The sequence below is a fragment of the Lysobacter sp. HA18 genome, from assembly GCF_054057595.1.
In genome coordinates this window covers 3204557-3230596 of the sequence record NZ_JBSRZL010000001.1, presented here as the reverse complement: position 1 = coordinate 3230596, position 26040 = coordinate 3204557, and the positions used below count along the sequence as shown (strand labels likewise).

Sequence of the window (26040 nt, the reverse complement as noted above, 5' to 3'; positions counted from 1 at the left end):
CGCGCTGGGTGACGACGCGTCGTGGAAGGATTTCATCGCGACGATCCGTGCGAAGGGGCGCGGGCGCATCGACCTCGTCGCACGCGTCGACCTGCCCGACGGCCGACCCGCGACCACGTTCGATGCGCGCTTTGCCGCCATCGTGCGCGCGCCGGGCGGCTGAACCGGCGCCCACGCCACCGCCGTTGCGCGACCCCGTCCGCTGTCCCGGCGGGCCGATGAGCCCTAGGATCGGCGCATCCGGGGAGACCACCATGCGCCGACTGCTTCGCTACCTGCCGCTCCTGCTGCTGCTCGTCGTCGGCCTCGCGTCCGCCGGCCCCGCCCAGCGCGCGCTTCCACCGGCGCAGGACGCCTGGGCCGCCGCCATCCGCTGGGGTGATTTCGAGGGCGCGGTGAACCTCATCGACCCTACGTTGCGCGCCACGCAGGCGCCGAGTTCGATCGAAGCCGCGCGCTACCGCCAGGTGCAGATCTCCAGCTACCACGACGCCGGCGCCAGCGTGGACTTCCAGGCAGGCCGTGCGGTGCGCGACGTGCAGATCGGCGTGATCAACCGCAACACGCTCGCTGAGCGCACGGTCCGCTACCGCGAAACCTGGCGCTGGGACCCGCAGGCCAAGGCGTGGTGGATCACCAGCGGCCTGCCGAATCTCTGGACCGGCGACTGAGGCCCTCGCGCCGGCCGGAGCGCTGCCCGCGCATGCGACAATCCGCGCCCGTTTCCGTGGGCCGCACGTCGTGAACTTTCAGGAAGTCCTCGATTTCGCAGGCCGCCACTCGTTCTACGCGATTGCGTTCGTCGTTCTGACGGTCGCCATCATCGCCACCGAGCTCGCGCGGCTGTTCCGTCCGTACAAGGCACTCACCCCCGCGCAGCTGACCGCACTGGTCAACCGCGAGGACGCGCTGGTCGTCGACCTCTCGGCGAGCGGCGATTTCGAGAAGGGCCACATCGCCGGCAGCCGCAATGTGCAGGCCAGTTCGTTCGGCCCCGACCACAAGGTGCTGGGCACCGCGAAGGAGCGTCCGGTGGTCGTTGTCTGCCGTACCGGGCAGGGTTCGGCGGACGTCGCCGGGAAGCTCAAGAAGGGCGGATTCGCGCACGTGCACTGGCTCGACGGCGGCATCGCGGCGTGGCAGCAGGCGGGTCTTCCGCTGGTGAAAGGCCGCGCCTGACCGGGAGGTGCGGCGCATGCGTCGTGCCATAATCCCGCTCCTTTCGCTTTCGAAATTCGTGCCGGAGCACGCGCCATGACCGAAGAGATCCAGAACGACGCCGAGTTCGGCGCCACCGACGCCGCAGAGGCCACCGGTCCGTCCTTCACCGTCGAGAAGATCTACGTCAAGGACGTGTCCTTCGAAGTTCCGGGCGCGCCGGCGGTGTTCAACGACCAGACGCAGCCGCAGCTGCAGATGAACCTCAACCAGCAGGTCACGCGCCTCAACGACGCGGCCTTCGAGGTCGTGCTCGGCATCACCCTGACCTGCCTGGCCGACGACAAGCCGCTCTACCTCGCCGAAGTGAAGCAGGCCGGTGTGTTCGGTCTCGCCGGTTTCGACGCGCAGACGCTCGACGCCATGCTCGGCACGCACTGCCCGAACGCGCTGTATCCGTACGCGCGCCAGCTGATCTCCGACCTCATCCAGGCCGGTGGCTTCCCGCCGTTCCTGCTGCAGCCGCTGAACTTCGAAGGCCTGTACGCCGAGGGTCTCCGCCAGCGCATGACGCAGGGCCTCGAGTCGTCCGAGGCGGTCGGCAACGCCTGATCCGGGATGGCCGGATCCGAAACGGAACACGCTGATCAACCGCACGCGCCCCGGCGCGTCGCGGTGCTCGGCGCAGGCTCCTGGGGCACCGCGCTCGGCGCCCTGATGGCCCGCAACGACGAGGTCGTGACCCTCTGGGGTCGCGACGTCGATGTGCTGCAGGCGATCGATACCACGCACGAGAACCCGCGCTACCTGCCGGGCGTCGTGCTTCCCGACGCGCTGCGCGCGACCACCGACCTCGCCACCGCACTGCGTGACGCCGACCTCGTGCTCGTCGTCGTGCCGTCGCATGCATTCGCCGAAACCCTGCGCGCGCTCGCGCCGCATCGCCCGGCGCATGCGGGCGTGGCATGGGCGACGAAGGGCTTCGAGCCGGGAAGTGGTCGGTTCCTGCACGAGGTCGCGGCCGACGTGCTCGGTTCCGACGTGCCGCTGGCGGTGGTCACCGGCCCGTCGTTCGCGAAAGAAGTCGCGCAAGGTCTGCCGACCGCGCTGACCGTGCATTCGGACGACGCCGACTTCGCGCAGGTCGTCGCCGAAGCGCTGCACGGCCCGGCGTTCCGCGCCTACACCGGCGACGACATGCTCGGTGCCGAACTCGGTGGCGCGATGAAGAACGTGCTCGCGGTGGCCACCGGCGTCGCCGACGGCATGCAGCTCGGGCTCAACGCACGCGCCGGCCTGATCACGCGCGGGCTCAACGAGATGCTGCGCCTCAACCAGGCGCTGGGCGGCAAGGCCGAAACGCTGATGGGCCTCGCCGGCCTCGGCGATCTGGTGCTCACGTGCACCGGCGACCTGTCGCGCAATCGCCGGCTCGGCCTCGCGCTCGGTCGTGGGCAGTCGATCGAGGCCGCTGTGCGCGAGATCGGGCAGGTGGTGGAATCGGTGCAGACCGCCGACGAGGTCATGCGCCAAGCGGAACGTGCGGGCGTTGAGCTGCCGATCTCCAGCGCAGTGCGCGCCGTGCTGCACGGCCAGCTGACGCCCGCCGACGGCCTGCGCCAGTTGCTGTCGCGGGAGCAGAAACCCGAGTACCCGACAGGCTTGTTCGGCTGATCGACGGATTCGTCGTACGCATAAAAAAAGCCCGGCCGAAGCCGGGCTTTTTCGTTCGCGACGTCGCTGCGATCAGAAGCTGGCGCGCACGCCGATCTGGTAGCGCGTGGTCGCCGATTCATTGATCAGGTCGCCGTGCTCGATTTCAGCGGTGATGCCCCACATCGGCGTGATGTGGAACTGCGCGCCGACCGTGCCGGTCCACGTGCCCTGGAAGTCGCCGCCGTCGTAGTAGTTGGCCTTGAGCAGGCCTTCGACGACGTCGTTGAACTGCCCGCGCACGCCGGCCGAGGCGCGACCGCCGTGGGCGTCGGCGTTGTACGGGTACTGGGTGCCCGCGTAGCTTTCGGTCGCGGTCACGACCTCACGCAGCCACGCGGCTTCGGCGATGAAATCGACGCGCTCGCCCATCGGCTGGTGATAGCCGACGCCCAGCTCGTCCTGCCGCAGATCGGTGTCGATGCGCTCGTCGGCGCTGAACTTCTCGGTGTCGGACACCTTCGAAACGCCACCGAACACGTTGATGCCCGAGGTACCGAAGTCATAGGAGCCGTGCAGGTAGGCGCCGTCTGCCGTGGTGTCTTCGTACGGGTGGTTGTCGACGTGAAGCTTGTTGTAGCCACCCTCGACGTAGGTGTACGACAGCGGAGCTGCCGAGGCCGCGAACGGAGCAGCGGCAAGCGCGAGGGCGAGAAGCGGGGTCTTCATGTAAGTCCTTGTTGTTGTTGATCTCTTCCGCAGCGTTGTTGCACTGCAGCAGGAAACATTAACAAAGGTTTCACGCGATTGAAAAGAAAAGCCCGGCCGAAGCCGGGCTTTGCACTCACGAGTCGGGGGAGAGAGGACTCGAGTCGTGAATCAGAACGAGATGCGCGGGCCCACGAACCACTGGGTGTCGCCGCCGTCGGCGAACTTCACGTCGGCGTTGATGCCCCAGGTCGGGTTGAACTTCACCAGCGCGCCGACGCGGCCGTAGAAGTCGCCGTCGAAGTCCTGGTAGTCCTCGTAGCCGGCCATCGCGTAGGCCTCGAAGTTCGGGTTGACCGCGCCGCGGACGCCGGCTTCGACGCTGTAGCCGTTGCCGTCCACGCCCTGGCCGGCGTCGAACTTCTCGTAGGCGACGCGGGTGACGAGGTCGAGCTTCGGGTTGATCTCGCGGTTGTAGCCCAAGCCCAGGCGCCACTGGTCGAGGCTGACGTCGGTGTCGCTGATGTCGACCTTCGAGTAGCCGCCGAACACGCTGAAGTTCGGGTTGATCGCGCCGGAGCCGTTGAGCGCCCAGCCGTCGGCATCGTTGTTGGTGCCGGTGTGGCCGGCGTCGACGCGGGTGTAGCCGCCTTCGACGTAGTTGTACGAAACGCCTTCGGCCGCGGAGGCGGCGAACGGAAGGGCGGCGAGCAGGGTCAGAGCGAGGAGAGTGCGCTTCATGAGGGGTCGATCCTTTGAAATTGTTCTTGTTGGTCGGACGTCCGGCTCGATCGGCCGGTGCGGGGGAGTATCCGGAGCCCGTTCGAACGGATCCTTAATCCTGAACCAGCCGGTTTAGGAACTTCTCAGATAGACGATGGTCGGCCGGCGCATTCCATGCGGTGGCGTATGACGCGGCGCGTCAAATTCCGTCGCAGCCGACCAGACGGTGGTGACCCGCTTGGGTCACGCCGGTCGATCTAGAGGGACGCCGATGCGTATGCCGGCGAGCTGCCAGCACCGCGGGAAAATGTAAAAGCCACGTGAAAAACATGGCTCGGCGGCCGCGGGAAGACCGCGCGACGCTGCTCTATCGGCCAAACCGTGACGCGTTTGGCACGAGATGTGCAAATCGCGTGAAGGCGCCGCAGGACGGCGTCGCGATTCGGCTCGCCGGGTCGTGGATGCGACGGGGCACTCCCGCCGCTTCCGGCCGCGTGGGTCGTCGACCCGGGGAAGCGCGGTTTCCGAGATCCGGCAGCTCCCATTGCCTCGCCGACCGGCCGAAAGCCGGTTCGTTCCGACGAGCGAAACCCGATGACCCTTTCGAATGCACCGCGTCGCCCGGCGCCCATGACCTGCGTCGATGACCGCGGTTGGCTGGCGCGGATGTCGCGCGCGGCAGTGTCGGCCCGTCTGCTGGCGATCACGTTGATCATCGGCACCGCGACGCTTGCGACCATGCCGGACGCGCACGCGCAGCGCGCGTTCGCACGGCGCTTCCCGGTGGGCGGCGCACAGCCGTTCACGGTGAAGGGCGACATCCGCCTCATCGGCAACCACACGCTGACCTGCGACCCGGCCAGTGCGACGACGGGCGCGGCATGCGCAACCGCGCTGACCAGCCCGACTACGGGCCGCAACAATGACTTCGCGGCAGTCGCAGTCAACGTCGATGCCGACGGCGGGAACAACGTCAATTCGAGTTCGGCGACGCTGACGCTGCCCGCAGGCGCAGTTGTGCGGTTCGCCGGCCTGTACTGGGGCGCGGACAACACCGACGCCGTCGCGCGCACCACCGTGCGCCTGCGTGCGCCGGGGCTCGGCTACACCACGCGTACGGCGAGCCTCGTCGACACCGTGGCCGGGACCAACGGCTACCAGTCGTTCGCCGACATCACGTCTGTCGTCGCCGCGCAGGGAAGTGGTGTCTACACCGTCGCCAACGTCGCGCAGACGGTGGGCGGCACCGGTCACTGGGGCGGCTGGACGATCGTCGTCGCCTACGAAGACCCGAACGGCACGCTGCGCAACCTGTCGGTGTTCGACGGCCTGGTGTACGGCAACGGCACACCGGCATTCCAAGACATCAACATCTCCGGTTTCTACACGCCGATCTCGGGCACGGTGAACACCAACCTCGGGCTCGTCGTATACGACGGCGACCGCGGCCAGTCCGACGGTGGCAACTCGCTCGAGTTCGGTGCGACGACCGCGGCGCTCAACGCCGTGTCCGACGCGTCCAACCCGGTCAATGACGTCTGGAACAGCTCGATCTCGTTCGAAGGCACGCCCGTCACCGCGGGCCGCACGCCAGCAGCGACGAACCTACTCGGCATCGACATCGACAACATCAAGCCCGCGACGCCGCTGCCCTACGGCAGTACCACCGCGGTTCTGCGCGTGCGCGCGACGAGTGGCGACGTGAATTACCAGGGCGTGGTGACGCTCGCGACCGACGCGTTCGAGCCCGAAATCGTCACGTCGTTCACCAAGACCGCGACGAACGACAACGGCACGACGTCATTCCATCCGGGCGACGTGGTGACGTACACGATCGGCCTGACGAACCGCGGCAACGATAACTCCACCAACACGCGCATCTCCGATCCGCTGCCGGTGGGTGTCACCTATGTTCCCGGCTCGCTCGAAGTCGTGGGTGGCGCGAACGTCGGCGCCAAGACCGATGCGAGCGGCGACGACGAAGCCGACTACGTCAGCGCGACGCGCACGATCAATTTCCGCGTCGGCTCCACTGCGAACGCATCGACGGGTGGCGTGATCGCGCCCGCCGCGGGCACGCAGGTGCGCTTCAAGGTCACGATCGATCCAGTGTCGAACGGCAGCACGCTGTCGAACGTCGCCAACGTCAATTACGTGAGCAGCACGAGCGGCGCGGCGGGCTCGGGCAGCACCACGCCATCCACGTTCAGCGTCAGCAACCAGGCCGACGTTTCGATCGCGTTCGCGAACGTGCCCGCGACCGCGACGCCGAACAGCGCGATCACCTACGACCTCAACGTCGCGAGTGCCGGCCCCGATCCGGCCAACGGCGCGACCGTCACGTACGACGTGCCGAATGCGCTCACCGGAGTGAGCATCACCTGCGCCGCTTCGGGCGGCGCTGTGTGTCCGTCGACCACCGGCCTCACCGACCTCAGTGCGCTTGCGATCCCGACCTTCCCGAGCGGCGGCGCGGTCGTGTTCACCATCAGCGGCACCACGCCGGCCGGCGGCACGCTCGCCAGCACCGCGACCGTTGGCATGCCCGCGGGCGTCGCGGATCCGACACCGGCCAACAACACGGCGTCGGCATCGACTGTCGTGACGTCACCGGCCGATGTCAGCGTCACGAATGTCGTCGCGACGCCGGGCCCGTACCTCGCCGGCCAGAACGTGACGTACACGATCACGGTCACCAATGCGGGCCCCGGCACGTCTTCGAACGTCTCGCTGTCCGATGCGCTGCCTACGGGCACGACCTTCGTGTCGTTGTCGACTCCGGGCGGCTGGTCGGCAACCACGCCGGCCGTGGGCACCAACGGTTCGATCAACGCGACGATCGCGTCGTTCGCGAGCGGCGCAAGCGCAGTGTTCACGCTGGTTGCGCGCATCGATCCATCGACGTCGAACGGCGTCGCGATCGTCGACACCGCGACCCTATCGTCGACAACGCTCGACCCGGACAGCACCAACAACAGCGCGACCGCGAACTTCGTGGTGTCGGCAGGCGCCGACATCTCGATGACGAAGACACTCGTCACCGTGGGGCCGTACTACGAAGGGCAGGACCTGCAGTACACGCTGGTCGTCGCCAACGCGGGTCCCGCCACCGCGACCAACGTGCAGGTCACCGACACGCCGACCAACCTGACGATCACCAACGTGTCGGGAGCGGGCTGCACTGTGCTTCCGTGCACGATCGCGTCTCTGGCATCGGGCGCGAGCGCGACGATCGACGTCACCGCCGTGGCGGTACCCGGAACGTTCGACAACGCCGCCTCGGTGAGCGCGAACGAAGCGGACCCGACGCCGGGCAACAACAGCGACACCACCGGCAACGGCGGCACCGCGATGGCGGCGATGGACCTCGCGGTCACCAATGTACTCACGAGCGCATCGCCGGCGCACGCCGGCGGCCAGGTCAGCTACACGATCACCGTCACCAACAACGGCCCGTCCACCGTGCCGGGCGCGACGCTTGAAGAAACCATGCCGGCGCAGCTCACCGGCGTGACCTGGTCGTGCGCCGCCGGTTGCGCCACGTCGGGCGGCACCGGCGACATCAACACCGCGATCGATGTGCCGGTCGGCGGCAGCATCACCATCCTGGTGACGGGCACCGCGCCGGTGACCACGCCGTCCATGATCGGCATAGCGACCGCGACGGTGACGCCGTCGTCGTTCGCTATCGACACCGACCTGACGAACAACTCCGCATCCGCACCCGCGGTGACTGTGAGCGCACTCGCGATCGATGCGATCGACGATGCGGGCAGCACCGGTGGAGCATCCGGCGGCATCGCCATCGCCAACGTGCTCGGCAACGACACGTTCGACGGCGCAGCCGCGACCACGGCCAGCGTCACGCTTGACGTGGTCACGCCCGCCTCCAACCCGAACGTCGCACTCGATACGACGACGGGCACGGTCACGGTCGCGGCCGGCACGCCATCCGGTACGTACACGATCACGTACCGCATCTGCGAAACGGCGAACCCGGGCAACTGCGATATCGCGACGGCGACAGTCAACGTCACGTCCGCAACGCTGGTCGCCAATGGCGACGCCGGCACGGCGAACGGTCAGGCGGGCGGCACCGCGGTCGCGAACGTGCTCGGCAACGACACGCTCAACGGCGGCGGCGCGAACGCTTCCAACGTCACGCTGACCCAGGTGTCCACCAGCAACCCGGGCGTCACGCTCGACACCACGACCGGCGCGGTCGGCGTCGCGCCAGGTACGCCCGCCGGCACCTACACGTTGACGTATCGCATCTGCGAAACCATCAACCCGTCGAACTGCATGACGGCGACCGTTACCGTCACCGTCACCGCGGCGGTCATCGACGCCGTGAACGACACCGCCGGCCCGATCGACGGCAGTGCAGGTGCGACCGCGGTGGCGAACGTGCTTGGCAACGACACGGTGGGCGCGACGCCGGCAACGACGTCCAACGTCACCGTGACGCCGACCAGCAACGGCCCGCTCACGCTCAATGCGAACGGCACGGTCGACCTCGCGCCGAACACGGCCGCCGGCACGTACACGCTCACGTACCGGATCTGCGAGCAGCTCAATCCGACCAACTGCGATACCGCGACGTTGACGGTGAGCGTCTCGGCTGCGGCGATCGCGGCCAACGACGATGCACCGCCGGCGATCGTCGGCGCGACTGGCGGCAGCGCCATCACCAACGTGCTCGGAAACGACACGCTCGGCGGCGGCGGCGCGCCGACGCTCGCGAACGTCACGTTGACGCAGCTGTCGTCGACGAACCCCGCTATCACGCTCGACGCCTCGACCGGTGCGGTCAGCGTCGCACCGGGCACGCCGGCCGGCACGTACACAGTCGTCTACAGAATCTGCCAGCAGCTCAATCCGACCAACTGCGACACCGCAACGGTGACCGTCATCGTGTCGGCCGCGGCGATCGATGCGGCGAACGACACCACGGCGCCGATCGACGGCGTCGCGGGTAACCCGTCGGCCATCAACGTGCTCGGCAACGATGCGTTGAACGGCGCAGTCGCCACGACGGCGAACGTCACGCTCACGCAGGTCGCGACGTCGAACGCCGGCGTTACGCTCAATGTAGCCACCGGCAACATCGCCGTTGCGGCCGGCACGCCCGCTGGCACGTATACCGTTACGTATCGCATCTGCGAGCAGCTCAACCCGTCTAACTGCGACACCGCGACGGTCACCGTCAACGTCATCGCGCCGGCACTTGCCGCCAGCAACGACGTCGGAACGACGAAGCAGAACACCGCCACGGTAATTGCGGTGCTCGGCAACGACACGATGGCGGGAACGGCGGTTGCCAACAACACGGTCGCGGTTACCGTCACCACTGCGCCGACCCACGGCACGGCCGTCGTCAATGCGAACGGCACGGTCACGTACACGCCGGCGACGAACTACAGCGGCATCGACAGCTTCATCTACCGCATCTGCGACGTCGTCAACCCGACCGTGTGCGCGGACGCGACAGCGAACCTCATCGTTACGCCGAACCTCATCGATGCGATCGACCAGGCGCTGAACACGCCGCAGACCGGCCCGGTGGTGGTCGACCCGATGCGTACGACGATCAACGGTGGCGGTGCGCCACTGGATCCGACGTCGCTTCAGGTGATCACGCCTCCCACCAACGGCAGCGTGGCGGTCAACCCGAACGGCACGCTGACCTACACGCCGAGCGCGCTTTTCTTCGGCACCGAGACGTTCCGCTATCGCATCTGCGACCGCTCCGCGCCGGCCCCGGTGTGCGACATCGCCACGGTGACGATCACGGTTGCGATGCAGGCGCCGCAGCTGCGCCTGGTCAAGACGGTGCCCTCGCGCAGCGTGCATGTGGGTGACCTCGTCCGCTACACGGTCGTGGTCGAAAACACCGGCATCTCGCCGGCCAACGGCGCGACCGTGATCGACACGCCGCCCGCCGGCTTCACCTACGTCGAGGGTTCGCTGAGTGTCGATGACGCGGACGACCGTTTCGTACTCGCCGGTACGCAGCCGATCCGCATCAGTGGCATCGACGTGCCGGTCGGCGGTCGCGCAACCATCGTCTACGTCCTGCGCGTCGGCGCAGGTGTCGGCCGCGGCACGCACACCAACTCGGTGAGCGCGACCGATTCCACCGGTAGCACCGTGTCCAACACCGCCACCGCCGACGTCGCCGTCGAAGGTGATCCGACGATGGACGACTCGCTGATCCTCGGCACGGTGTTCGTCGATCGCAACCGCGACGGCGTCCAGCAGCCCGACGAGCCGGGACTGCCCGGCGTGCGCATCGCGTCGGTCGAAGGCCTCGTCATCGAAACCGACGTGCACGGCCGTTACCACGTGGCCGGCATCCGGGCATCCAACGCACTGCGCGGTAGCAACTTCGTGCTGAAGGTCGACGCCGCCACGTTGCCGCCCGGTGCCGCGTTCACCACGTCCAACCCCTTGGTCCGCCGCATCACGCCGGGCATTCCGGTGCGATTCGACTTCGGCGTCGCGCTGCCCGACGGCAGCGACGCGTCCGACACCGCCACGCGCTGAGACACGAGCACATGAACCTGAAAATGAAACTGCTCGATCTCGCGCTGATCGGCATCCTGTACACCGGCGCCGTCGCGCCGGCATTCGCGGCGCAGGCGACCGCTACGGCGTCGTCGACGTCCGCGTCCGACCAGGCCGCGCTGGTGCGTGCCGGTCGCTATGCGGTCAACCTGCCCGGCGGCGGCGTGGTGTGGGCGACGGAAGATCCGACGCTCGCGCCTGCAGGGCTCAGCGTCACCGCCGGCGGCACGGCGCCGTTCGACGGCCGTCGTATCACACGCCCCGTGCAGTTCCAGGGCGCGACGAACTACCCGGCGTTCATCGAACGCATGGAGGTCGTGGTCTATCGCGCGGGTGACGAAGACCTGGTGACACCGCTCGCGACAATTGCACTTCCCGCCGGCAGCATGCCGAAGGCGGAATGGGACGGCGCGTTGCCGGCGAACCTCGCGCTGAAGGCCGGCGATTCGCTGCGCTACGTCACGCGTGCGTATGACAAGCGCGGCGTGCTCGACGAAACGTATCCGCAACTGTTGCAGCTGGTCACGCCGGACGACTACGAGCGCGGCGTGCAGGCCACGCGCAACACGGTCGAGCGTGATCGCGGGCAATCCGTGTCGGGCGACGAGGCGCAGTCGCTGCGCCTTCAGGCCGATGCATGGTCATCGAACGGCCTGCGCCTGCACAACATCGCGATCCACGGTTCGCGCGTGCGGCTGTACGGCCGCGACGTGCCGCACGGTGCGCGTGTCGCCGTCAACGGCGAGCCGGTGCAGGTGGCGCAGGACGGCACGTTCGCCGCCGAGTTCCTGGAGCCGGTCGGCACGCATCGCTACGAGATCGCTTCGGGCACAGACGCCACGGTGACGCAGCCGCTGGTCGTCGATGTCACCGGTCGGTATCTGTTCCTGGTCGCACTCGCCGACGTCACGCTGTCGCAGTCCGGTGGCAGCGATCACACCGAGCCACTGGCCGGCGACGAGAAGTTCGACGACGGCTTCATGAAGGACGGCCGCCTCGCGTTCTATCTCAAGGGCAAGGTGAAGGGGAAATACCTCGTCACCGCGCAGGCCGACACCGAAGAACGCGAACTCGATCATCTGTTCGACGGCTTCCTCGACGCACGCCCCACCGACGTGTTCCGTCGCCTCGACCCGGATGCGTATTACCCGGTGTACGGCGACGATTCCACCACGACGCGCGATGTCGACACGCAGGGCAAGCTCTACGTGCGCGTGGACTGGGATCGCAGCCAGGCGCTGTGGGGCAACTTCGCCACCGGTTTCACCGGCACCGAATACGGCCAGTACCAGCGCTCGCTGTACGGCGCTGCGCTGAACTACGTATCGCGCGCGAGCACAGCGCTCGGCGAGCCGCGTACGCTGCTGCGCGCATTCGGCAGCGAAGCGCAGAGCGCGCCCGGCCACACCGAGTTCCTCGGCACCGGCGGCTCGCTGTACTACCTGCGCCACACCGACCTGCTGCCGGGCTCGGACCAGATCGTGCTGGAGGTGCGCGACGTGCGCACCGGTCGCACCGAAGCGCGCGTCACGCTGCAGCGCGGCGCTGACTACGACATCGATGAACTGCAGGGCCGCATTATCCTCGAACGCCCGCTCGCGCAGATCACGCGCGAGAACGTGCATACGCTGACGCGCGACGAACCGCTCGATGGCTACGAGCAGATCCTGCTGGCGGACTACGAATACGTGCCGACCGGTTTCGACGCCGGCCATGCCAGCACCGGCGTGCGCGCGAAGCAGTGGATCGGTGACCATGTCGCGGTCGGCGGCACCTACGTCGACGAGACCCGCGAGGGCGACGACTACCGGCTCGCCGGTGGCGACTTCACCCTGCAGGCCGGGCGCGGCACGTACCTCAAGGTCGAGCAGCACCGCAGCGATTCCACCGCGGCGCCGGTGTTCTATTCGGACAACGGCGGCCTGAGCTTCGCGCTGCGCAACCCGGTGCTCGCCGAGCGTTCGGGAACCGCGACTGCGGTCGAGGCGCGGGCGAACTTCAAGGAACTGGGCTGGAGCTCGCGCGACTGGACCGTCGGTGCGTGGCATCGCGATGTCGATGGCGGCTTTTCGGTCGCGCGTTTCGACACGGCGATGGCGACGACGGAAAGCGGTGTCGAGTTCGCCGGTCAGATCGGCGACCGCTTCGATCTGTTCGGCCGCGCGTCGCATGCCGAGCGCGGCACGTCCACGCTGGACGACGCGCAGATCACCGGCAGCTGGCGCATCAGCGATGCCGATCGCCTAGGCATGGAAGTGCGCCGCGTGCGCGAGCGCGACGCCGGCGTCGACCAGAAGGCCGTGCTCGCGGCACTGGAATACCGACGCCGCGTGAGCTCGTCGCTCGAGTTGTACGGCAACGGGCAGGCCAGCTTTGGCGAGAATGGCGGTTACGCGACCAACAACCGCGCGACCCTCGGCGGCAAGTATCTGTTCGACAACCGCTCGAATGTCGGCGCCGAGATCAGCGACGGCACGCGCGGGCAGGCGGCGCAGCTCAACGGCGAATACCGGCTGAGCGATGAGCATTCGGTCTACGGCGCGTACACCTACAGCACCGATACCACGGCTTCGCGCGTCGCAAGCGAGTTCGACCGCGCGCTCAGCAACGGCTGGACGCTCGGCCAGCGCTGGCGCCTGTCGAACCAGCTCAACGTCTACAACGAGAGCCAGTCGATCCGTTCCAGCAACGGCGACGAGGGCGTGACGCATACGCTCGGCATGGACGTGTATCCAGCGGACGGCTGGCAGCTCGGCTTCACGGTGATGGATGGACACCTCGCAGCCACCACCGGCGACGTCGACCGCCACGCGTACAGCGTCAGCGCCGGCCGCACCGATCCGCGCACGCAGTGGTCGAGCAAGCTCGAATACCGTCGCGATACCGGCGCCGAACAGCGCACGCAGTGGGTCACCACCAATCGCCTGCTGTACCGCGTCAATGAAGACTGGCGCATCGCCGCACGCGTCAACTATTCGGATACGGACGACCGCCTGAACGCCGCCGCCGGCGCACGACTGGCCGAGAGCAACCTCGGTTTCGCATGGCGTCCGCACGACACCACGCGCTATGCATTGTTCGGCAAGTACACCTACCTGCTCGACCAGGCATCGCCGGGCCAGGAAGGCGGCGCGCAGTACGACCAGCGTTCGCAGGTGCTGTCGCTGGAAGGCGTAGTGCAACTCGGTGATCGCTGGAGCCTTGCGCCGAAGCTCGCCAGCCGCTGGGGCGACTATCGCCTCGGTCGCGGCGAAGGCGCGTGGCTGGACAGTCGCGCGGACTTCGGCGCGGTGCAGTTGCGCTACCACCTGCCGAAGAACTGGGACGCGCTCGCCGAACTGCGCCAGCTCGACGTGCAGGACGGCGGCACGCGTCGCGGCGGCCTGATCGGTGTCGACCGGCAGCTCGGCGACAATTTCAAGATCGGCGTCGGCTACAACTTCACCGACTTCAGCGATGACCTCACCGACCTCGACTACGACCACCACGGGTTCTTCCTGAACCTCGCAGGCTTCTACTGATCCCCTGGGAGACCTTGCTCTCCACTCGACGCCGCCGGTTTCCGGCGGCGTTGTTTCTTCTGACGCCAGTGCCGCTTGGACACCCTGCTGACACGCGCCGCCGTGCAATCGCGTTTTCCTTGCGGAGCGCGACGATGGCGAAGGTGCTGGTTCTCTACTACTCGGCGTACGGGCACATCGAGGCGATGGCGAACGCGGTCGCCGAAGGCGCGCGCGAGGCCGGCGCGCAGGTCGACATTCGCCGCGTGCCGGAGCTGGTGCCCGAGGAGGTCGCGCGCAACTCGCACTACAAACTCGACCAGCCTGCGCCGATCGCAACGGTCGACGAGCTGCCGAACTACGACGCGATCATCGTCGGCGTGGGCACGCGCTTCGGGCGCATGGCGTCGCAGATGTCGAACTTCCTGGACCAGTGCGGCGGGCTTTGGGCGCGTGGCGCGCTCAACGGCAAGGTCGGCGCCGCATTCACTTCGACCGCGACGCAGCACGGCGGTCAGGAGACGACGCTGTTCTCCATCATCACGAACCTGCTGCACTTCGGCATGGTAGTCGTCGGCCTGCCGTACAGCTTCCAGGGCCAGATGCGGCTCGACGAGATCACCGGTGGCGCGCCGTATGGCGCGACAACGATTGCTGGCGGCGACGGATCGCGGCAGCCGTCCGCGAGCGAACTCGATGGTGCACGTTTCCAGGGTCGCGAAGTCGCGCAGCTGGCGACGAAGATCTTCGGCTGATCAGGCGAAGATCGCCGGCTTGGCGATCATCAGCCAGAAGATCGCGAGAAACGCGAACAACGCCGGCACGCCGAGCACCACCCACGCGCGGAACGCGCGCCAGTACGCGGGCGGGAGCGGCGTGCCGTCGGCGAGCGCTTCGCGTGCGAGGTCGCGCAGGCGCATCTGCAGCCACACCACCGGCAGCCAGCAGATGATCGCGACGGCATACAGCCCGATCGACCACTTCAGCCAGCCTGCGGAAAACGGAATGCCGATGCGATGTGCGAGCCACGCGCCGGTAAGCGGTTGCAGCACCGCGGTGGTCGCGGTGAACAGCCAGTCGGCGACGACGACCCAGCGCGTCACGCTCGCCACGACGCGCACATCGCGGCCCAGCGTGGTCACCAGCAGGTAGAACGCGGTGCCGACGCCGGTGCCGAACAGGAACGTGGCCGACAGCACGTGCAGCGTCTTGACGAGGAAGTAGTCGTTCACGGGCGACGGTCCAGTGCGTGCAGAAGCAAAAGCGCGGCAGCGATCGGGATGTTCTTCAGCACCGGTCCGAACGGATGCAGCCAGAACGCCGGAAGCGCAATGGTGATGATCAGCGTGTACGCCGCGATGAGTAGCAATGCGGCGATGTAGACCGGCCCGCGTCGTATCGGCAGGAGCATTGCGACGCCGAGCAGTAGATCGATCGTCGCCCCCGAAGACACCGCGACGCTGGCGAGTGTGCCGGTGAGGCCGAGCGGTGCGACGAGTTCGCGGCTGGCATCCAGCGGATACAGGCCGAACGACAGCAGCGCGGTGACGAGGAACACGACCGCGATCGACACTCGCAGCATCGGCAATGCCCAGCGCAGCTGCGCGTCGCGTCGCGTCATCGCGCGCAGCGCAGCGGGCACGAACGTCGACGCGGCACGCGGTGCGCGTCCGAGCAGTGCAGCGAAACCATCGGCCGGCGCGCAGTTGCCATGCTCGAGCATCGCGATGGTTTCGGGTTCGACCAGCGAGCCGGGCACGTGCTGCATCGCATGTGCCGACATGCGCACCAGCGGCATCGGCACTGGAATGACACGCAGCGCGCCCAGCCCGAGCGAGCGACGCAGCGTGTCGAGGTAGCCGCGCAACGTCATGCATTCAGGCCCGACCGCCGCCACGAACCGCGGCGGCACGTCCATTTCAAGCGCGCGCACGATCGCATCGACCACATCATCCAGATGCACCGGCGCGACCTGTTGCATGCCGCCGCCCGGCAGCGACGCGAACGGCAGCGTCGCCAGCATCAGGAACATGCCGGCGCTCGTGCCCTGCGGCGCGAACACCACCGACGGCTGTATGACGGTTGCCTGCAGCGGCAACGCAAGAAGATGTCGATCGGCCGCGCGTTTGGACAGGTGATAACGACTCGCGGCGTCATCGTCCGCACCGAGTGCGGACACCTGCACGACGCGACGAACCCCGGCGTCGACGCAGGCCTCGAACAGCGCACGCGGCGTGGCGTCGTGCAACGCGGCGAACGGTTGCGCTTGGCTTTCGCGCAGGATGCCGACCGCGTTGACGACCGCATCGATGCTGCTCAATCGCGGATTCCACGCAGCCGCATCCGTATCGCGTGCGAAATCCACGGCGACCGCATCGAGCGACGGCCAACGCCGCTTCGCCGCAGCGACGTCGCGCACCGCCGGCACCGGCACGTGGCCGCGCGCGAGCAGCGCACCGACGACAGCACTGCCGATGAATCCGGTCGCTCCCGTAACCAGAATTCGCATGTCCGATCTCCTGCGGTGGTCGCACGCTACACGCGTGATGCGTAGGCGGGAGTCGATACGGGCGCAGCGGCGCGACAGATGCGCTTATGCGCCGCCGCTATAACCCTGCTGGCGCCACGCCTCGAACACCGTCACCGCGATCGCATTCGACAGATTCAGCGAGCGCACGCCCGGCCGCATCGGCAGGCGCAGTCGCTGTTCGGCGGGCAGCGCGTCGAGCACTTCATCCGGGAGCCCGCGCGTTTCCGGGCCGAACAGGAACGCATCGCCTTCGCGATAGGCCGGCGTGTCGAAGCGAACCGTGCCGCGCGTGCTGAAGGCGAACATGCGCAGCGCATCGCCGTGCATCTCGCGCAAGTGCGCCAATGCCGGCGTCGAGATCGCGATGTACCTTCACCGTCGCGTACTCGTGGTAGTCGAGGCCAGCGCGGCGCAGCTGCTTGTCGTCCATGTCGAAACCCAGCGGCTCGATCAGATGCAGCCGGGCGCCCGTATTCGCGCACAGGCGGATCGCGTTGCCGGTGTTCGGCGGAATCTCGGGCTGGTAGAGGACGACGTCGAACATGCGCGCATTATCGCCGTCGCTTCGCGATGCTCACCACGGCAGCGGCTTGCCCTGCCAGTCGAGGAAGGATCCGGACGTCGCGACGTCGAGACGATCGATGACCTGCAGCAGCCCGCGCACCGAATCGGCGGGTGCGACTGGTGCCTGCTCGCCGCCCATGTCGGTCTGCACCCAGCCCGGATGCAGCGACACCACCGCGATGCCGCTTTCGCCCAGCGACGCCGCGAGGAGCCGCGTCACCATGTTCAGCGCCGCCTTGCTGATGCAGTAGGTCGGCGTGCCGAAGCGCGTGGTGTTGGCGATCGAACCGAGCTGCGAGGTCATGTTCGCGACCTTCGCGCCGTCGGCGAGCAGCGGCGCGACCGCCTGCGTCAGAAGGAACGGGCCCATCGCATTGGTGCGGAAGCTGTCCTCGAGGTTCTTCGCGGGCACCTGGCCGAAACGCTCGCCCGAGTGCAGCAGGCCCGCGTTGTTGATCAGCAGGTGCAGGCGTTCGTCGCCGAGCACCAGCGGCAACTCGCGCGCGACTTCGGTTTCGGATTTCGGGTCCATCACGTCGAGCGGGAACACGTGCAGGCGGCCCGGGTGCTCGGCGACGAGTCGATTGAGGTCGTGCGCCTGCGCCGGATGGCGCGCGGTGGCGATCACGTGGTCGCCGCGCGCGAGCAGCTGGCGGACGTATTCCAGCCCGATGCCGCGGTTGGCACCGGTGACCAGGACATTGCGACGGGGCATTGGCGGACTCCGTTCGGGGGAATCGCCCGACTCTATCCGGCAACGCGTTCATGCAGCGGGCAGGACCTTCGGCCGGTCCCGTGCGGGGTGCCGCTCGGCTAGCATCCAGCGGCCGGCCCGATCGCCGGCGTCTGGAGCGTTTCGATGTCCCGTCTTCCCGTTCGCCTTACCGCGCTCGCCCTCGGCATTGCCTTCGCCGTCGGTGCGCCGTCGACCCTGATCGCTGCGCCGGCCGTCGCCGCGTCCACGCGCGCGCCCGCCGCGCTCGACATCCCCTACGAGCGTTTCGTGCTGCCCAATGGCCTGACCGTGCTGGTGCACGAGGACCACAAGGCGCCGGTCGTCGCGGTCGCGGTCTGGTACCACGTGGGGTCGAAGGACGAACCGACCGGCAAGACCGGCTTCGCGCACCTGTTCGAACACCTGATGTTCAACGGCTCGGAAAACCATCCGGGCGAGTTCTTCGAGCCCTTCGAGCAGGCCGGCGCCACCGGCCAGAACGGCACGACCTGGCTCGACCGCACCAACTACTACGAAACCGTGCCCACCACCGCGCTCGACATGGCGCTGTGGATGGAGTCCGACCGCATGGGCCACCTGCTCGGCGCGATCGACAAGAAGACGCTCGACGAACAGCGCGGCGTCGTCCAGAACGAGAAGCGCCAGGGCGAGAACGAGCCGTACGGCCGCGTCGACGAACGCATGCTGCTGCAGACGTTCCCGGCGAACCACCCGTACCACCACGACACCATCGGCTCGATGGCCGACCTCGACGCGGCCTCGCTCGAGGACGTCAAGAACTGGTTCCGCGGTTACTACGGCGCGGCGAACACGGTGCTGGTAATGTCGGGCGACATCGACGTCGCCACCGCGAAGGCGAAAGCCCTGAAGTATTTCGGCGACATCCCGGCTGGCCCGCCGGTCGCGCGCCAGGCCAAGTGGGTCGCCGCGCGCACCGCGTCCACGCGCGACCGGATGGACGACCGCGTCGCGCAGACGCGCATCTATCGCGAATGGAACATCCCGGGTCGCGGCGAGCGCGACCTCACGCTGCTTGACCTCGCGGCCGACGTGCTGGGTGGCAGCAAGACCTCGCGCCTGTACCAGCGCCTCGTCTACAAGGATCACCTCGCCGACGACGTCTCCGTCGGTATCACGCCGTTCGAGCTGGCGAGCCAGTTCGTGCTGCAGGTGGACGTCAAGAAGGGCGTCGACCCGAAGAAGGTGGAAGCCGCGGTTGCGGACGAGTGGGCGAAGTTCCTCGCCAGCGGCCCGACGCAGGAAGAACTCACGCGCCTGCAGGCCGCGAACCGCGCGGGCGTGGTGCGCGCGCTCGAACGCGATGCCGGCAAGGCGACGCAGCTCGCGGAAGGCCAGGTCTACCTCGGCAATCCGGATGCGTGGAAGCAGTCGTTCGAGTGGAACCAGAAGGCCACCCGCGCCGACGTGCTGAAGGCCGCGAAGACCTGGGTCGCGCGTGGCGATTACACGCTCACCGTCGTGCCGACCACAGGCACGCCGAAGGACGAAACCGTTGCTGGCCTGCCGGCGGGCCAGCGCCCGGCCGACATTCCGGGCAAGCCGACCGCCGCGTTCACCGTCGCCAAGACCGACGTCGATCGCAAGACCGGCGTGCCGGCGGTCGACCACTATCCCGACCTCACCTTCCCGTCGGTGCAGCGCGGCCACCTGAAGAACGGCATCGAAGTCGTGCTGGCCGAGCGCCACAGCGTGCCGGTGGTCAACGTCAGCCTGCAGTTCGACGCCGGCTACGCCAGCGACGTCGGCCGCAAGCTCGGCACCGCCGCGTTCACCGCCGCGATGCTCGACGAAGGCACGGCGAAGCTCGACTCGGTAGAGATCGCCAAGCAGCGCGAGCGGCTCGGCATGGGCCTGTCGACCGGTTGCGGCCTCGACAGCTGCAGCGTCACCGGCAACATGCTGAGCGATGAGCTCGCGCCGTCGCTCGACCTGCTCGCCGACGTGGTGCGCAACCCCGCGTTCCGCGCGGCCGACATGGAGCGCGTGCGCGCGCAGTGGATCGCCGGCATCGCGCAGGAGAAGACGCAGCCCACCGGCATCGCGCTGCGCACGTTGCCGCCGCTGCTGTACGGCGATGGCCATCCGTATGCCATTCCGTTCTCGGGCACCGGCACCGAAGCCAGCATCGCCTCGCTGACCGCGAACGACCTCACCGCATGGCGTGCGGCGTGGCTGCGTCCCGACAACGTGCGCATCATCGTCGCCGGCGACACCACGCTGCCGGCGATCACGCAGCAGCTCGACAAGGTGTTCGCGGAATGGACGCCGCCGTCGGTCGCGAAGGGCACGAAGTCGGTGCCGCAGGTGACCGCGCAGACCAAGCCGCGCGTGTTCCTGATCGACAAGCCGGGTGCGCAGCAGTCGCTGATCCTCGCCGGCCTGCTCGCGCCGTCGACGACCGTTGCCAACAACCTGCCGATCCAGACGATGAACTCCGCGTTCGGCGGCACGTTCACCTCGCGCCTCAACATGAACCTGCGCGAGGACAAGCACTGGGCCTACGGCGCGTATTCCTTCATGTACGACGCGCTCGGCCAGCGTCCTTACATGCTGTATGCGCCGGTGCAGACCGACAAGACGAAGGAATCGGCGGCGGAGATCCTGCGCGAAGTGCGCGACGTCGTCGGCCCGCGTCCGCTCAGCGATACCGAGATCACCAAGATCAAGGTCAACGACGTGCGCAGCCTGCCGGGCAGCTACGAAACCACCGGCGCCGTGCTCGGCGCGCTGGCGGACAACGTGCTGTACGGGCGTCCGGATGATTACGTCGCCACGCTGCGCGAGCGCATCGAAGCGCAGAAGGATGCCGACGTGCAGTCCGCGGCGACACAGCTCCTGCATCCCGACGCGCTGACCTGGGTGATCGTCGGCGACCTGTCGAAGATCGAGCAGGGCGTGCGCGAGTTGAACCTCGGCGACGTGCAGGTGGTCGACGCCGACGGCAAGCCCGTCACCAAGTAAGCCCGCAGGGGTTTCGCGGTTCAGACGCGCGGGGCGACAATCCCGCGCGTCGTCGTTCATGGAGCCTGCCCGTGCCGCATCCGATCCGTCTCGCCGCCGTCGTATCGCTGGTCCTCGCCGCCACCGCCTGCACCTGGGTGCCGATGCAGCAGGGCGCCGCCGCCGTCGAGGTGCGCGCGATGGGCGCGTCCACCACGGGCTGCACCAAGCTCGGCGAAATCGAAGGCAACGTCACTGATCGCGTCGCCCTGTACGAGCGCAACCCGCTGCGCGTGCAGGAGGAACTCGAGACGATGGCACGCAACGAGGCCGTCGGCCTCAACGCCAATACGGTCGTGGCTCTGGAAGCCCCGCACGACGGTCGCCAGCGCTTCGGCGCCTGGCGCTGCACGCATTAGTTCGGACGGACGGTATCCAAGCGGCCGCAGAACGCGGCTGAACAGCGACAGGCGTCCCCGTACGCTGGCGTGCGCGGTACCCGGCCGCGCGTTAAGCTTGCGTGTTCCACGCCTTTGCGAGTCGTCCCCATGCTGTTTCAACACGTCGCCATCGCCGGCCTAGCGCACATCGATGCGCCGCGCCGCCTCACGACGGACGAAATCAACGCGCGGCTGCAGCCGACGCTGGATCGCTTGGGCATCAAGACCGACGTCATCAAGGACATCGCCGGTGTCGACGCACGTCGTCTGTGGGACGGCCCGATGCTCGCCTCCGATGCGGCCACGCTCGCCGCGGTGAAGGCGCTGGCCGATGCCGGCGTCGATCCCTCTCGCATGGGACTCCTAGTCAATACGTCGGTGAGCCGCGATTATCTGGAGCCCTCCACGGCGTCGATCGTGTCGGGCAACCTCGGCATGCCTGATACCTGCCAGAACTTCGACGTCGCCAATGCCTGCCTCGCCTTCATCAACGGCATGGACATCGCGGCGCGCATGATCGAGCGCGGCGAGATCGACTACGCGCTGGTCGTCGATGGTGAAACCGCGGACCTCGCCTACGAGAAGACGATCGAGCGCCTCACGCGCGACGACGTCACCGAGGAAGCGTTCCGCAACGAACTCGCCACGCTGACGCTGGGTTCGGGCGCTGCAGCCATGGTGCTCGCGCGCGCGGAACTCGCGCCGGGCGCACCGCGCTACAAGGGCGGCGTGACGCGTGCGGCGACGGAATGGAACAAGCTCTGCCGCGGCAACCTCGATGGCATGGTTACCGACACGCGCCAACTGCTGATCGAAGGCGTCAAGCTGGCGCAGAAGACGTTCCAGGTCGCGCGCCAGAAGCTTGGCTGGGTGGCAGAGGAACTCGACGAATTCGTCGTGCACCAAGTCAGCAAGGTGCACACCGCGGCGTTCACCAAGGCGATGGGCATCGATCCGAAGAAGGTGCTCACCATCTTCGGCGAGCACGGCAACATCGGGCCCGCGTCGGTGCCGATCGTGCTGAGCAAGCTGCGCGAGATGGGCCGCCTGAAGAAGGGCACGCGCATCGCGCTGCTCGGTATCGGTTCGGGCCTGAACTGCTCGATGGCCGAAGTCGTCTGGTGACGCGCACGCTCGCCACGTTCTGATCCGCCGCGGCCGCCTCGTGCGGCCGTGTGCATTGCGAGACGCGACACGCGATGGATCCCGCGCACCTTCCCGATTACCCGTTCACGCCGCAGCGTTTCGAGGTGCGGCCCGGCATTTCGATGTCGTACGTCGACGAAGGCCCGCGCGATGGCGAGGTCGTGGTGATGCTCCACGGCAATCCGTCGTGGAGTTACTACTGGCGCCATCTCGTGCTCGGCCTGCGCGACCGCTATCGCTGCATCGTGCCCGACCACATCGGCATGGGCCTGTCGGACAAGCCGGACGACGGTGGCGACACGTTGCCGCCGCGCACGCCGATCGCGGGCAAGTACGAGTACACGCTGCAGTCGCGCGTCGACGATCTGACCGTGCTGCTCGCGCATCTCGGCATCACCGGCCCCGTAACGCTCGCGGTGCACGACTGGGGCGGCATGATCGGCTTCGGCTGGGCGATCTCGCACATGCCGCAGGTCAAGCGCCTGGTCATCCTCAACACCGCGGCGTTCCCGTTGCCGTCGGCCAAGCCGATGCCGTGGCGGTTGTCGTTCGGCCGCGATTCGACGATCGGCGCGTGGCTGATCCGACGCTTCAACCTGTTCGCACGCGGCGCGTCGCGCTTCGGTGTGTCGCGACCGATGCCGCGCGCAGTGCGCAATGCATTCGACGCGCCGTACCACGGTTGGACGAACGCGATCTCGACGATCCGTTTCATGCAGGACATCCCGCTACACGAGGGCGACCGCGCCTGGCCGTTGCTCGCCGAGGTCGGTGCGCGCCTGCCGCAGTTCGCCGATCGTCCCGCCTTCATCGGCTGGGGCCTGCGCGACTTCGTGTTCGACAAGCACTTCCTCGACGGCTTCCGCCGCGCATTGCCGCATGCCGAAGTGCATGCGTTCGACGATGCGAATCACTACGTGCTGCAGGACAAGCACGAGGTGCTGGTGCCGGCGATTCGCGATTTCCTGGAACGCAATCCGGCCTGACACCAGGCGACCGTTCGTCGCCTTCGGATTTGTCCGATGCCCCGCGCGCCCGCGGCCCGTCTAGTCTCGCGCCATCGCCCAAGGGGAGAGGACGCGATGAGCACGGAACGCAGTCAGCGGTCGCAGTGGATGGCAGGCGCCGCCTTGGCGCTATCGGTCGCCTTGCCGGCGGCCGCGCAACAGAACATGGGGCCGTCGCGCCTGCCGCGCATCGCGATGTCGGCGGCGACATCCGAGGCCATCGCAGCGCGCCCCGGCCTTGCGCCGAAAGCACCGGTACCTGCAGTCATCCTGCGCCCGGACAGCACGGCAGCGTTGCCGACGTCGTTGCACGTCACGCGCCAGTACACGCTGGCGGCGCTGCGCGCGCAGCCGGTCATCGCGCTGGGCGCGGAACGCGTCAACTTCAAGCCGCTGCTCGCGAATCCGCGCGCGCCGTTCAACATCGCGCAACGCTTGCAGCGCACGCCGCAGCTGGCCGAGGTCACGCTTGACGACACCCGTGTACTCGAAGTCGACCAAGGGCTCGTCGTGCACAGCGTGGTCGGCTACCGCATCCATCCCGGTACCTGCACGGATCGCACACGTCGCGCGCAACTCGCCGAGACCGGCGTCCAGTGCTTCACGCGCCTCGACGCAGCTGCGCGCGCCGAGGCGTTCGCGAATCCACGTGACGCGCACTACGTGGCGGACCCCTCGCGTCGTGCGCAGGCGATCCATCTCGCCGAAGCGAAGGCCGGAGAAGTGCGCGCCAAGATCGCGCATGACGTCGCGACGTTGCGCGGCTCGCTCGCCGATCCGACGAAACGCTCCGCGATCGATGCACGCTTCGGTGCGGGCGTGGCGGCGCATCTCGCATCGCTCGACGATGCCCAGCTCGAGGAGGACGTCGTCAACGCAGGCGAAACACGCGTCGAGCAGGTGATGTTCGTGCCTGCGGACGGCCATGTCGATCCGACGCGTTATGCGGACATGGGCCGCGTCGTCGACTTCGGCGCCGCGCGCGATACGAAGGGCGGCTCCGGCGGCGTGTTGCCGCACCCGGGCGTGCAGGGGCTGGACAGTCTCACCAAGCTTGCCCAGCACGCCGCGAGCGAGCCTGCCGACGCCAATGTCGATCCGCATGTCTTCCTCACCGGTTTCACGCTGGGTCGCGCCTACGAATGGCGCCAGCGCATCGAGACCACGATCAGCTGGTGCTTTATCGGCTGCGACGAGACGTATTTCGCCGAGCTCTACGCGGGATTCGACTACGGCTTCGGCCTGCGCTTCCCGCTCGTCGTCGGCGGCCATTACCACTATGCAGGCGCCGGCTCGTACGGCCTGTTTACCCCGGACGTGCATTCGATCAATGGCGGCCCCGCCGACTACACCGCGAGCGGCCTGCCGGGCCCAAAGGTGTTCGAAGGCAAGGAACTCGTCGCGCAGATCGGCGCGTACGCCGGCGCGAACTACGACGTCCCGCTGTTCGGCAGTGGCGGCATCGAATTCAAGATCGGCAAGGACTTCACGGACGGCCTGCCGGGGCCGTTCACGCATGGCCAGTTCATGCCGCCGATGCCCGGCGTCGATCTCGCCGGCGACCCGATCGTCTTCGACGACTTCGACCTGATCGGCGGGCGTGCGAACTTCGGCGTCGCAGGCGGGCAGGTGTTCCCCGCGGTCCAGGTGGCGCTGCATTCGGACAAGCTCGCGCTCACGCTGCACGACAACATCGCCAACACCGACATGGCGCTGCCGGCGGGCAGCGGCCCGCTGAAGCTGAAGGTCGACCCCGACAGCCACGCGAGCGACTTCACGATCGGCGACCCGGTCTACAACCTCGGCTTCCTGATCACGCCTGGCCTCGACGCGCGCCTCTTCATCGACGTCGAAGTCTGGTCGGATCACTGGGACTGGCCGATCTGGTTCCCCGAACTCGCGATCGAACTGCCGCCGGGTGGCATCGATTTCTCGTGCCATGCGGACACCACCTGCACCCGCGACTATCACTACGGTCCGAAGATCGCGAGCCAGACCGCGGGCCCGAGCAATCCCGCGCTCGTCAAGGTCGTGGCGTGGACCAAGGACTTCGACGGGCGCTGGTTGCCGCGCTGCCCGGACGACGCCTGCAAAACCGGCGTGACCAACGCGCGGCTCAAGGCGTACTACATCTGCGAGCACGCGTTGGACGATCACCCGACCACGCAGTTCGAAGCGCTCGCGCCGATTCTCGCGGCAGCCGAGTCGACCGCGCAGGCGCAGGTGAACGAAGCGCAGGCACGCGCCAAGGCGGCATCCATGAAGCCGCGCCTGCCGATCAAGCTGCCGACGGTGATCAAGCCCGTGCCGCATCCCTGATCGGTTCGCTGTCGCCCGGCAGCACGGC

Annotated in this window: 17 protein-coding genes and 1 pseudogene; 12 read left to right on the top strand and 6 right to left on the bottom strand. The window is 67.8% G+C overall.

What is annotated here, in order from left to right; genetic code table 11:
• The first annotated feature begins 254 nt into the window (after positions 1-254).
• The 4 genes from ACVWWW_RS15535 to ACVWWW_RS15520 all read left to right on the top strand — a co-directional run bounded on the left by ACVWWW_RS15535 (position 255) and on the right by ACVWWW_RS15520 (position 2832).
• Positions 255-671: a hypothetical protein gene (locus ACVWWW_RS15535; protein ID WP_027081610.1), complete on the top strand. Its 417-nt coding sequence runs from the start codon at positions 255-257 to the stop codon at positions 669-671.
• A gap of 70 nt (positions 672-741) precedes the next feature.
• On the top strand, positions 742-1179 hold the full coding sequence (locus ACVWWW_RS15530) for a rhodanese-like domain-containing protein (protein WP_027081611.1): 438 nt from the start codon (positions 742-744) through the stop codon (positions 1177-1179).
• Between the two features lie 75 nt (positions 1180-1254).
• The gene (gene secB / locus ACVWWW_RS15525) at positions 1255-1770 is read left to right on the top strand and encodes a protein-export chaperone SecB (protein ID WP_027081612.1); all 516 of its coding nucleotides are present in this window, start codon (positions 1255-1257) and stop codon (positions 1768-1770) included.
• A gap of 6 nt (positions 1771-1776) precedes the next feature.
• The gene (locus tag ACVWWW_RS15520; RefSeq protein WP_051234571.1) at positions 1777-2832 is read left to right on the top strand and encodes an NAD(P)H-dependent glycerol-3-phosphate dehydrogenase; all 1056 of its coding nucleotides are present in this window, start codon (positions 1777-1779) and stop codon (positions 2830-2832) included.
• Positions 2833-2904: 72 nt separating this feature from the next.
• On the opposite strand, the gene ACVWWW_RS15515 is transcribed toward ACVWWW_RS15520, so the two are convergent.
• Positions 2905-3540, bottom strand: coding sequence for an outer membrane beta-barrel protein (locus tag ACVWWW_RS15515; RefSeq protein ID WP_027081614.1), 636 nt, complete (start codon positions 3538-3540; stop codon positions 2905-2907).
• A 150-nt stretch (positions 3541-3690) separates the two neighbouring features.
• Positions 3691-4260, bottom strand: coding sequence for an OmpO family porin (locus tag ACVWWW_RS15510; RefSeq protein WP_027081615.1), 570 nt, complete (start codon positions 4258-4260; stop codon positions 3691-3693).
• Between the two features lie 576 nt (positions 4261-4836).
• Here ACVWWW_RS15510 and ACVWWW_RS15505 point away from each other — a divergent pair.
• From ACVWWW_RS15505 to wrbA, 3 genes are all read left to right on the top strand, one after another.
• Complete coding sequence (locus ACVWWW_RS15505) at positions 4837-10788, top strand: Ig-like domain-containing protein (protein ID WP_081671894.1); 5952 nt, start codon at positions 4837-4839, stop codon at positions 10786-10788.
• An 11-nt stretch (positions 10789-10799) separates the two neighbouring features.
• Positions 10800-14330 carry a hypothetical protein gene (locus tag ACVWWW_RS15500; RefSeq protein ID WP_051234575.1) on the top strand — a complete coding sequence of 1177 codons (3531 nt, stop codon included), beginning with the start codon at positions 10800-10802 and terminating at the stop codon, positions 14328-14330.
• 134 nt (positions 14331-14464) lie between these two features.
• Positions 14465-15064 (top strand): NAD(P)H:quinone oxidoreductase, encoded by a 600-nt coding sequence (gene wrbA / locus ACVWWW_RS15495; protein WP_027081616.1) that lies wholly within the window; start codon positions 14465-14467, stop codon positions 15062-15064.
• On the opposite strand, the gene ACVWWW_RS15490 is transcribed toward wrbA, so the two are convergent.
• From ACVWWW_RS15490 to ACVWWW_RS15475, 4 genes and pseudogenes are all read right to left on the bottom strand, one after another.
• Positions 15065-15541 (bottom strand): DUF2269 domain-containing protein, encoded by a 477-nt coding sequence (locus ACVWWW_RS15490; RefSeq protein ID WP_027081617.1) that lies wholly within the window; start codon positions 15539-15541, stop codon positions 15065-15067.
• Positions 15538-16818: an SDR family oxidoreductase gene (locus ACVWWW_RS15485; RefSeq protein ID WP_027081618.1), complete on the bottom strand. Its 1281-nt coding sequence runs from the start codon at positions 16816-16818 to the stop codon at positions 15538-15540. Before ACVWWW_RS15485 ends, ACVWWW_RS15490 begins: the two co-directional genes overlap by 4 nt.
• Before the next feature lie 84 nt (positions 16819-16902).
• Positions 16903-17383: pseudogene (locus ACVWWW_RS15480) on the bottom strand (tRNA (cytidine(34)-2'-O)-methyltransferase).
• A 30-nt stretch (positions 17384-17413) separates the two neighbouring features.
• A complete protein-coding gene (locus ACVWWW_RS15475; protein WP_027081620.1) occupies positions 17414-18118 on the bottom strand; it encodes an SDR family oxidoreductase in 705 nt (234 codons plus the stop codon).
• Between the two features lie 144 nt (positions 18119-18262).
• Between ACVWWW_RS15475 and ACVWWW_RS15470 the strand changes: the two genes are divergently transcribed.
• The 5 genes from ACVWWW_RS15470 to ACVWWW_RS15450 all read left to right on the top strand — a co-directional run bounded on the left by ACVWWW_RS15470 (position 18263) and on the right by ACVWWW_RS15450 (position 26012).
• Entirely contained in the window at positions 18263-21121 is a 2859-nt protein-coding gene (locus ACVWWW_RS15470; RefSeq protein ID WP_027081621.1) for a M16 family metallopeptidase, read from the top strand.
• A gap of 83 nt (positions 21122-21204) precedes the next feature.
• A complete protein-coding gene (locus tag ACVWWW_RS15465; protein ID WP_027081622.1) occupies positions 21205-21519 on the top strand; it encodes a DUF4156 domain-containing protein in 315 nt (104 codons plus the stop codon).
• Between the two features lie 129 nt (positions 21520-21648).
• Complete coding sequence (locus tag ACVWWW_RS15460) at positions 21649-22665, top strand: 3-oxoacyl-ACP synthase III (protein ID WP_027081623.1); 1017 nt, start codon at positions 21649-21651, stop codon at positions 22663-22665.
• A gap of 74 nt (positions 22666-22739) precedes the next feature.
• On the top strand, positions 22740-23672 hold the full coding sequence (locus tag ACVWWW_RS15455) for an alpha/beta fold hydrolase (RefSeq protein ID WP_027081624.1): 933 nt from the start codon (positions 22740-22742) through the stop codon (positions 23670-23672).
• A gap of 96 nt (positions 23673-23768) precedes the next feature.
• Entirely contained in the window at positions 23769-26012 is a 2244-nt protein-coding gene (locus tag ACVWWW_RS15450; protein WP_051234577.1) for a hypothetical protein, read from the top strand.
• Positions 26013-26040 lie beyond the last annotated feature (28 nt).

What these genes read in the sequence shown, in the direction of transcription:
- ACVWWW_RS15535 (WP_027081610.1), top strand. Translation starts at nt 255, where the DNA reads ATGCGCCGACTGCTTCGCTACCTGCCGCTCCTGCTGCTGCTCGTCGTC.
- secB (WP_027081612.1), top strand. Translation starts at nt 1,255, where the DNA reads ATGACCGAAGAGATCCAGAACGACGCCGAGTTCGGCGCCACCGACGCC.
- ACVWWW_RS15520 (WP_051234571.1), top strand. Translation starts at nt 1,777, where the DNA reads ATGGCCGGATCCGAAACGGAACACGCTGATCAACCGCACGCGCCCCGG.
- ACVWWW_RS15515 (WP_027081614.1), bottom strand. Translation starts at nt 3,540, where the DNA reads ATGAAGACCCCGCTTCTCGCCCTCGCGCTTGCCGCTGCTCCGTTCGCG.
- ACVWWW_RS15510 (WP_027081615.1), bottom strand. Translation starts at nt 4,260, where the DNA reads ATGAAGCGCACTCTCCTCGCTCTGACCCTGCTCGCCGCCCTTCCGTTC.
- ACVWWW_RS15505 (WP_081671894.1), top strand. Translation starts at nt 4,837, where the DNA reads ATGACCCTTTCGAATGCACCGCGTCGCCCGGCGCCCATGACCTGCGTC.
- ACVWWW_RS15500 (WP_051234575.1), top strand. Translation starts at nt 10,800, where the DNA reads ATGAACCTGAAAATGAAACTGCTCGATCTCGCGCTGATCGGCATCCTG.
- wrbA (WP_027081616.1), top strand. Translation starts at nt 14,465, where the DNA reads ATGGCGAAGGTGCTGGTTCTCTACTACTCGGCGTACGGGCACATCGAG.
- ACVWWW_RS15485 (WP_027081618.1), bottom strand. Translation starts at nt 16,818, where the DNA reads ATGCGAATTCTGGTTACGGGAGCGACCGGATTCATCGGCAGTGCTGTC.
- ACVWWW_RS15475 (WP_027081620.1), bottom strand. Translation starts at nt 18,118, where the DNA reads ATGCCCCGTCGCAATGTCCTGGTCACCGGTGCCAACCGCGGCATCGGG.
- ACVWWW_RS15470 (WP_027081621.1), top strand. Translation starts at nt 18,263, where the DNA reads ATGTCCCGTCTTCCCGTTCGCCTTACCGCGCTCGCCCTCGGCATTGCC.
- ACVWWW_RS15460 (WP_027081623.1), top strand. Translation starts at nt 21,649, where the DNA reads ATGCTGTTTCAACACGTCGCCATCGCCGGCCTAGCGCACATCGATGCG.
- ACVWWW_RS15455 (WP_027081624.1), top strand. Translation starts at nt 22,740, where the DNA reads ATGGATCCCGCGCACCTTCCCGATTACCCGTTCACGCCGCAGCGTTTC.
- ACVWWW_RS15450 (WP_051234577.1), top strand. Translation starts at nt 23,769, where the DNA reads ATGAGCACGGAACGCAGTCAGCGGTCGCAGTGGATGGCAGGCGCCGCC.